This window comes from Nevskiales bacterium (assembly GCA_035574475.1).
Taxonomy (GTDB): domain Bacteria; phylum Pseudomonadota; class Gammaproteobacteria; order Nevskiales; family DATLYR01; genus DATLYR01.
Genome location: DATLYR010000179.1, coordinates 1 through 7,855, shown reverse-complemented (window position 1 = coordinate 7,855; position 7,855 = coordinate 1). Strand labels below are relative to the sequence as shown.

Below are 7,855 nucleotides of genomic sequence, written 5' to 3'. Positions count from 1 at the left end.
ACAGCAGCCGGCCGGCCTTCATCCGCCGCCGCTGCAACTCCGATGCCGTGGGTTTCGATCTCATGCTGTCCTCCAAGTTATCACAGCATCAGACCACCTACGGTGGAATTAGTTTCAACTATTTATGCAAGGTTCAATAAGCCCGCCCCACAAACCCCGCCTCAACGCGCCATCAGGCCCTGATCCGCGCGTGTAGCGCCTGCAGCTTGTCCTCGATCGGCGGTTCCAGCAGTAGCCCCGCGCTGTTGAGGAAGGCCGCGATCATGATGTAGTGGCCGACCAGCATCAGGATCTCGATCAGCCGCTTGCGGTCGTAGCGCGACGCCAGGTGTTGCCAGGTCGCGTCAGTGATGAACTGCTGCGCGCAGATTTCGTCGCAGGCCGACAGCAGCCACTGCTCCGGCCGGCCGGCGAAGGCATCCGGTCCCTGGGTGATTCGCAGAACCTCATCATCCGTCACCCCGGAGCGCAAACCGATCTCGACATGCTGGCCCCACTCGTAGCGGCTGCGGCAGTTCCAGGCCGTGCGCAGGATGACCAGCTCGCGCTCGCGCGCGGGCAGCCGGCCATAGGGCATCAGCCGCGAGGCGAAGAACAGCCAGGCCCAGAACAGGCGCGGGTTCAGGTGCAGCACGGTGATGACGTCCGGCACGTCGGCGCGGCCGAGCCGGCGCGAAAAATGCGATGCCAACCGGAACAGCCAGCCGCGCTCGGCCGGTGGTGGCGCCTGCAGGCGCGGCTGTGGCGGCTGGCGCCAGCCGCCGGGCGGGATGAGCTCGCTCATGGGGTCCCCGTTTCTTGCTGACGGTATTCGCCCGGCGTATTGCCGGTGCTGTGCTTGAACCAGCGCAGGAAGGCCTGGTGCGTGCTGAAGCCCAGCCGGCCGGCGATTTCGGCGATCGCGTCGCGGGTGTCACGCAGGTCGCGGATCGCGATCTCGAGCCGTACTTCATCGAGCAGTTCGCGATAGCTGTGCCTGCTCTCTTTCAGCCGGCGGTGCAGGCTGCGCCCGCTCATGCCGAGCTGGGCGGCGACGGTTTCCTTGGCCGGCGCGCCGTCCGCGATCAGCGCGCGGATCAGGTGCCGCACTTCGTCTTCGAGGCTCGAGCCGGCCGCGCGCTGCCGCAGCAGGTTGGCTGCGTGGCGCTCGAGCAGGTCCTTCATGAAGGCATCGCCGTGCCGCAGGCGCGCCTGCAGTGCGCGCAGTGGCAGCGTCACCGCCGCGTAAGGCCGGTCGAAATAGACCGGGCACTTGAAGAAGGCGATGTACGCGCGCGCCAGTTCGGTTGACGCCGGCCGCGGGTGCGGGAAGCTGACGGCGACCGGCAGGTCCTGGCGCCCCGGGATCAGCAGCCGTCCCATGACCACGAAGCTGCCCAGCACGTACTCCGTCGCCTGCTGCCGGAACAGCCGGCCGCCGGCCAGGCAGTCCCAGCGCACCTCCGCGCCGCCGGGGATGTGCTGCACCGAGGTGCGGCCGATGTTGCTGAGCAGGCCGCTGTAGCGCGTGATCACGTCGAGCACGTCGGCAAAGCTGGCGCAGGTCTGCGCCAGGTAGCCCAGCGGGCCCAGTGCGGCGGGCTGGATGTTGCGCGCCATGTACAGGCCCAGCAGGGGTTCGTCACGCTGGCGGGTGACCGAGGCCAGCATCAGTTCGATGGCGGAAACCGGCACCGGGTAATCCGGGTCGCGCAGGCGCTCACGCACCACGCCGGCCTCGTCGAGCAGGTCGTCGATATTCACGCCCGCGGTCTCGGCCTGCGCGATGAAGTGCTGCAGGTGACGGGCCGATATCCACTTGAGGGCGGTTTCTTTTGCGGCGGTACGAGCCATCGCTGCCTGCCGGTCGGGTTGCCGCCATGATGTCGCAAAAACTGCCAGCGCGTCAGCGCTGGCCCGATTGGGTACAGGCGCTGGCCTGTTTGGAGACGGGGTACCGGCGCCGCCGCCGCTAGCATGCGGCATGAAAAAGCGGGCTTATCGGATGGCAGGCGCAGGGCGCGTGCCAGGGCCGAAGGGGGAGGCGCCTTTGCGATCCGTCATTGCTGTGGGACTGGCCCTGCTGGGCTTTGGCTTGCCGGCCGCGGCCGCCGACTTCGAGTTCGGCGAAAAGGGCAGCCTGACCTGGCTCAACCGCGTCACCATCGGCGGCGCCTGGCGCATGGAAGACCGCGACCCCGACCTGATCGGCAAGCTCAACCTCAACCCGAACCTGTGCGACGGCGACGACTGCCGCGATTTCGGCGGCGACACCGAGCCCAACCAGCGGCTGGTGGATGCGCCGGGCGGGCTGGCCGCGCACAACATGGACAACGGCAACCTCAATTACGACAAGCACGATATGGTGTTCGGCACCGCCAAGTGGACCACCGACCTCAAGTTCCGCTGGCGCGAGGCGGTGCTGCACCTGCGCGGGCAGGGCATCTTCGATGCGGTCAACACCGACTTCGACGAGCAGCACCCCAACACCCGCTTCCAGCCGGCCGAGACGCCGCGCAGCCGGCGCGTGGAAAAACAAATCGGCAAGCGCTGGGACCTGATGGATGCCTATATCGCCTACCCGCTGACCATCCGCGACCGGACCTTCCACCTGACGCTCGGCGAGCAGCGCATCCGCTGGGGCGAGGCCAACACCATCCAGCTCAACAGCATCGGCGAGATCAACCCGCCGGACCAGAACCTGCTGTATTTTCCCGGCATCGAGATCGGTGACATCTTCAAGCCGGTGGGGCTGGCGACCGTGTCCACCGACCTGGCGGAGAACCTGTCGATCGACCTGATCTACCAGTACCGCTGGGAGCCGGTGCGCCCGGCGGCGGCTGGCAGCTTCCTGTCCGTCAGCGACATCGCCGGCGGCGGCGACTACGCGGTGATCGCGGAAGGCCAGTTCCCCGAGGACCCGCAGTTCATCGGTACGCCCCAGGGCACGCTTGGCCTGATCAGCAGCAGCTCGTCGTCGGTGCCGGTCCTGCCGGAGAAATTCGGCGCGCCGCGTGACGGCGGCCAGTACGGCGCGCGCCTGGGCGGCTTCCTGCCGGAGGTGCTCAACGGCACCGAATGGGCGCTGTACTACCTCAACTACCACAGCCGCCTGCCCTACGGCAGCGTGATCTCGACGGATGCGTCCTGCTGGCGTGATTCGACCAACTTCGCGGAGGCCTTCGTGGACTGCCAGGGTTTCAACGGCAGCCTCAACATGAGCGGCCTGGGCCGCGAGCCGGTGCCGCTGGACACGCTGCGGGTGTTCCTCGACTACCCCGAGGACATCCACCTGTACGGCATGAGCTTCAACACCAACCTCGGGCTGTGGTCGCTGGCCGGCGAGTATTCCTTCCGGCCCAACCTGCCGGTGCAGGTGCAGCTGCAGGACGTGGTGTTCGCCGGCGTCAACCCGGTGTTCCCGCGCCAGGAGCTCCTCATCCCCGGCGTGGCCACGGTGCCGACCGCCGCCATCGCCGCGCCCGATTTCCTCGAGACGCGTTACCGCGGCAATCCGGACATCCAGCCCAACAGCATCATCCGCGGCTACGAGCGGCAGAAGGTCGGCCAGCTGAGCCTGACCGGCATCCGCGTGCTGTCGGGCACCGCCAACCCGTTCGGCGCCGACCAGATCCTGCTGCTGGTGGAGGGCGGTTTCACGCACGTCATCGACATGCCGGGCCTGGACGAGCTGCAGTTCGACGGCGGCGGCGCCAATGCCACCCACGCCAGCCCGGGCGCGGATGGCACCGGCAGCGGCGGCGTGCCCGATTCACGGCGCATCGTGCCGACCCAGCAGACCGACGGCTTCGCCGACGACTTCGCCTGGGGCTACCGCATCCTGTCGCGCTTCGAGTACAACGAGCTGCTGCCCTGGATCCCGGTATTCCGGCCGCTGTTCGCCTATTTCCACGACGTGAAGGGTGTGGCGGTGTCGCCGATGCAGAACTTCGTCGAGGGGCGCCGGCAGTTTGTCGTCGGCGGCGGCTTCGAGTTCAGCCAGAGGCTCGGCGCGCAGGTCCTCTACCAGGGCTTCGCCGGCGGTCGCGACCTCAACAAGCTGTCGGACCGCGATTTCCTGTCCTTCCACTTCGCCTACGCATTCTGAAAAGGATCTACGCATGCGCATCCGCAGCCTCAACGGCATGAAATGCCTCGTCACCGGCGCCGCCAGCGGTATCGGCCGTGCGGTCGCCGAGCAGGCCGCGGCCGAGGGCGCCGTGCTGTTCCTGGCCGACATCGATGCTGCCCGGCTGGAGGCGGTCGCCGACGGCATCCGCCAGCGCGGCGGGCAGCTGGGGCTGGTACGCGCCTTCGACATTTCCGACTACGAGGCGGTGCGCGGTTTCGCGCGCGACATCCATGCCGGCTTCGGCAGCCTGGACGTGCTGATGAACATCGCCGGCATCTCGGTCTGGGGCGCGGTCGAGAAGCTCGACCACCAGGACTGGCGGCGCTGCGTGGACATCAACCTGATGGGGCCGATCCACGTCATCGAATGCTTCGTACCGGAGATGATCCGCGCCGGGCGCGGCGGCTGGTTGGTGAACGTGTCGTCGGCGGCCGGCCTGTTCGGCCTGCCCTGGCACGCGGCCTACAGCGCGAGCAAGTTCGGCCTGCGCGGGGTTTCCGAGGTGCTGCGTTTCGACCTGAAGCGGCACGGCATCGGCGTGAGCCTGGTATGCCCGGGCGGCGTGGACACCGGCCTGGTGCAGACGGTCGAGATCCGCGGCGTGGACACGGCCACTCCTGAATTCCGCGGCCTGAAGAAGCGCTTCCAGAAGCAGGCGGCCACGCCGGCGCACGCCGCGCGGCTGATCCTCAAGGGCATGAAGGCCGGCCGCTACATGATCTTCACGTCCTTCGACGTGCGGCTCGGTTACTGGATCCAGCGCAAGTTTGCCTGGCCCTATGAATGGGTCATGCAGTTCCTCAACAATCGTTTGCACGACATCGCCAAGGCGAATCAGCAGGCCCCGCGCAATGTCTAGGGAACCTCTGAATTAATTGCTTTCGTCATTCCGGCAAAAGCCGGAATCCAGTGCCTTGTGCCGTTGCTCGGGGCCCTACCGCAGGCGGATCAGGCGCAACGCTGCGCCAGCCGCCACACTGGCCGGCAACACCGGTTCAGCACAGGAGTACGGCGGATGGGCAAGCTCAACAACAAGATCGCGCTGGTGACCGGCGCCGGGCAGGGCGTGGGGCAGGGCATCGCCTTCGCACTCGCGGCCGAGGGCGCCGCTGTGGCGGTGACCGGGCGCACGCTGGCCAAGGTCGAGGCGACCGCGGCGGAGATCGAAAGGCGCGGCGGCCGCGCGCTGGCGCTCGAGTGCGACGTCAAGAATGCGACTTCGCTCAAGGCCTGCGTGGATGCCGTCGTCCAGCACTTCGGCGGGCTCAACATCCTGGTCAACAACGCGCAGGAAGTGCCGCTGGGCACGCTCAACGACGTCACCGACGAGGCCTACGCCGCCGGCTGGGAATCCGGGCCGCTGGCCACGTTCCGCCTGATGAAGCTGTGCTACCCGCACCTCAAGGGCGACGGCTGCATCGTCAACTTCGGCAGCTCGGCCGCCAAGCGCTGGGACATGAGCGGCTACGGCGCCTATGCCTCGGTCAAGGAGGCGATCCGCCAGCTCACCCGCGCCGCCGCCTGCGAATGGGCCAGGGACGGCATCCGCACCAATGCGATATTGCCGCTGGCCAATTCGCCCGCGATGGCCTGGTGGACGCGCGAGCGCCCGGCCGAGTCCGCCGCCTTCATTGCCACCGTGCCGCAGGGTCGCATCGGCGACTGCGAGCAGGACATCGGGGTGTTCGTTGCTTCGCTGTGCTCGGACGAGTGCCGTTACATCAACGGCCAGAGCATCGGCGTGGACGGCGGCCAGGCCTACCTCGGCTAAGGTCCCTGACGAGCACCGGCACCGTGCCGGTGCTGTCGACCTATAAGTTCTAAAAAGGAACTAACTATGCTAAAGTTGCCCCATCCCCCCCAGGCTGCGGGCACCGTGCATGAAATGGGATGAGGTCGGCGAAATGCCCTGCTCGATCGCGCGCACGGCCGCCATCATCGGCGACCGCTGGACGCTGCTGATCCTGCGCAATGCCTTCCTGCGCCTGCGCCGCTTCGAGGATTTTCAGGCCAACCTCGGCGTCACCCGCCACCTGCTCGCCAGCCGGCTGAAGCGGCTGGTGGCCGAAGGCATCCTCGCGCGCGTGCCCTATCAGCAGGCGCCGCTGCGCCACGAATACCGCCTGACCGAGAAGGGCAAGGCGCTCTACCCGGTGCTGCTGGCGCTCACCGCCTGGGGCGATGCCTGGATGGACCAGGGCGCCGGCCCGCCGCTGCGCTACCGGCACCAGGGCTGCGGCAAGCACATGCGCCCGGTCATGGTCTGCTCGGAATGCCATGAACCCATCGATATCCGCCATGTGACGCCGGAGCCGGGGCCGGGCCTGGCGGCGGCGCACAGGAGACGACGGGCATGAACGAACCCACCCAGGACGCGAAGGGCTGCGCCGTCGTTGTCGGCGCCGGCGCACGCGAAGGCATCGGGGGTGCGCTCTGTGCCCGCTTCGCAGCGGGCGGGTTGCACGTCTATGCCGCCGGCCGCAGCGCGGACAAGTTGCAGCCGCTGGTGGCCGGACTCCGCGAGGCCGGCGGCCAGGCCATCGCCGTGACGGCCGATGCCACGCAGCCCGAGGACGTGAAGCGCCTGTTCGACCGCATCGCGGCCGATGGCAGCGTGCCCGAGCTGGTGGTGTTCAACGCCTCGGAGCGCAACCTGCCCAAGTCCTTGCTCGACATGACGCCGGAATACATCGAGCAGATGTGGCGCGTGTGCTGCTTCGGCGGATTCCTGGTCGGGCAGGAGGCCATCCGGCGCATGCTGCCGCAAGGGCGCGGCACGCTGATCTTCACCGGCGCGACGGCCTCGCTGCGCGGGCGTGCGAAGTTCGGCGGTTTCGCCGCGGCCAAGGCCGGCCTGCGCATCCACGCCCAGGCCATGGCGCGCGAGTTCGGGCCCAAGGGCATCCACGTCGCGCATGTCGTCATCGACGGCGTGGTGGACGGCGAGCGCGCCGGCAAGTTCGGCTACGGCCTGGGCAAGGCCTACCTGATGGCCAAGGGTGAGGACGGCGCGCTGCACCCGGATGCGATTGCCGAGGCCTACTGGCAGCTGCACCAGCAGCAGCGCTCGGCCTGGACCCACGAACTCGATTTGCGCCCCTACAAGGAAGACTTCTGAGGAAACGCAGCCATGAGCGACAAGATACTGACCGAGCGCCGCGGCCACCTGCTGCTGATCGGCCTCAACCGCCCGGAGAAACTCAACGCCTTCGATCCGGAGATGATCGCGCAGCTTTCCGCTGCGTACACGCTGCTGGACCGTGATCGCGAGCTGCGCTGCGGCGTGCTGTGGGCCGAGGGGCGCTACTTCACCAGCGGCCTGGAGCTGGACAAGATCGTAAAGGCCTTGCCGCGCGAGATCATTGCGCCGCGCATGATCCCGCGCGGCGGCGTGAATCCCTGGGGGACCTTCGGCCGCGTGTGCCGCAAGCCCATCGTCAGCGCGGTTGAAGGGCCATGCTACACGCTGGGCATCGAGTTGATCCTGTGCGGGCAGATCACGGTCGCCTCCGACAGCGCACGCTTCACCCAGTCCGAGATCAAGCGCGGGATCTTTCCCTTCGGCGGTGGCACCGTGCGCTGGCCGCTGGCGGTCGGTACGCAGAATGCCTACCTGCACACGCTGACCGCGGACGAATTCGACGCCGCCGAGGCCTATCGCATCGGCCTGGTGCAGAAGGTGGTGCCGCCCGGCGAGGCGCTGGCGGCGGCCATCGGCATCGCCGAGCGCATCGCGCAGAATGC

8 protein-coding genes are annotated in these 7,855 nt (G+C 67.9%); 6 read left to right on the top strand and 2 right to left on the bottom strand.

Translation table 11 applies throughout. The features are described from left to right. Positions 1–172 precede the first annotated feature (172 nt). Both VNJ47_10880 and VNJ47_10875 read right to left on the bottom strand, forming a co-directional pair. Positions 173–784, bottom strand: a complete 612-nt coding sequence (locus VNJ47_10880) for a carboxymuconolactone decarboxylase family protein (GenBank protein HXG29336.1) — start codon at positions 782–784, stop codon at positions 173–175. Next, complete coding sequence (locus VNJ47_10875) at positions 781–1,833, bottom strand: AraC family transcriptional regulator (protein ID HXG29335.1); 1,053 nt, start codon at positions 1,831–1,833, stop codon at positions 781–783. The genes VNJ47_10880 and VNJ47_10875 overlap by 4 nt, the downstream gene beginning before the upstream one ends. A gap of 196 nt (positions 1,834–2,029) precedes the next feature. On the opposite strand from VNJ47_10875, the gene VNJ47_10870 reads away from it, so the two are divergent. The 6 genes from VNJ47_10870 to VNJ47_10845 all read left to right on the top strand — a co-directional run. Continuing rightward, positions 2,030–4,087 carry a DUF1302 family protein gene (locus VNJ47_10870; protein HXG29334.1) on the top strand — a complete coding sequence of 686 codons (2,058 nt, stop codon included), beginning with the start codon at positions 2,030–2,032 and terminating at the stop codon, positions 4,085–4,087. A gap of 13 nt (positions 4,088–4,100) precedes the next feature. Further along, the gene (locus tag VNJ47_10865; protein HXG29333.1) at positions 4,101–4,970 is read left to right on the top strand and encodes an SDR family oxidoreductase; all 870 of its coding nucleotides are present in this window, start codon (positions 4,101–4,103) and stop codon (positions 4,968–4,970) included. Positions 4,971–5,126: 156 nt separating this feature from the next. Continuing rightward, positions 5,127–5,882, top strand: a complete 756-nt coding sequence (locus tag VNJ47_10860) for an SDR family oxidoreductase (protein HXG29332.1) — start codon at positions 5,127–5,129, stop codon at positions 5,880–5,882. A gap of 109 nt (positions 5,883–5,991) precedes the next feature. Then, positions 5,992–6,468 carry a helix-turn-helix domain-containing protein gene (locus tag VNJ47_10855; protein ID HXG29331.1) on the top strand — a complete coding sequence of 159 codons (477 nt, stop codon included), beginning with the start codon at positions 5,992–5,994 and terminating at the stop codon, positions 6,466–6,468. Further along, positions 6,465–7,229, top strand: a complete 765-nt coding sequence (locus VNJ47_10850) for an SDR family NAD(P)-dependent oxidoreductase (protein ID HXG29330.1) — start codon at positions 6,465–6,467, stop codon at positions 7,227–7,229. Before VNJ47_10855 ends, VNJ47_10850 begins: the two co-directional genes overlap by 4 nt. A gap of 12 nt (positions 7,230–7,241) precedes the next feature. Beyond that, on the top strand, positions 7,242–7,855 hold a 614-nt coding region (locus VNJ47_10845; GenBank protein HXG29329.1), incomplete at its 3' end, for an enoyl-CoA hydratase-related protein.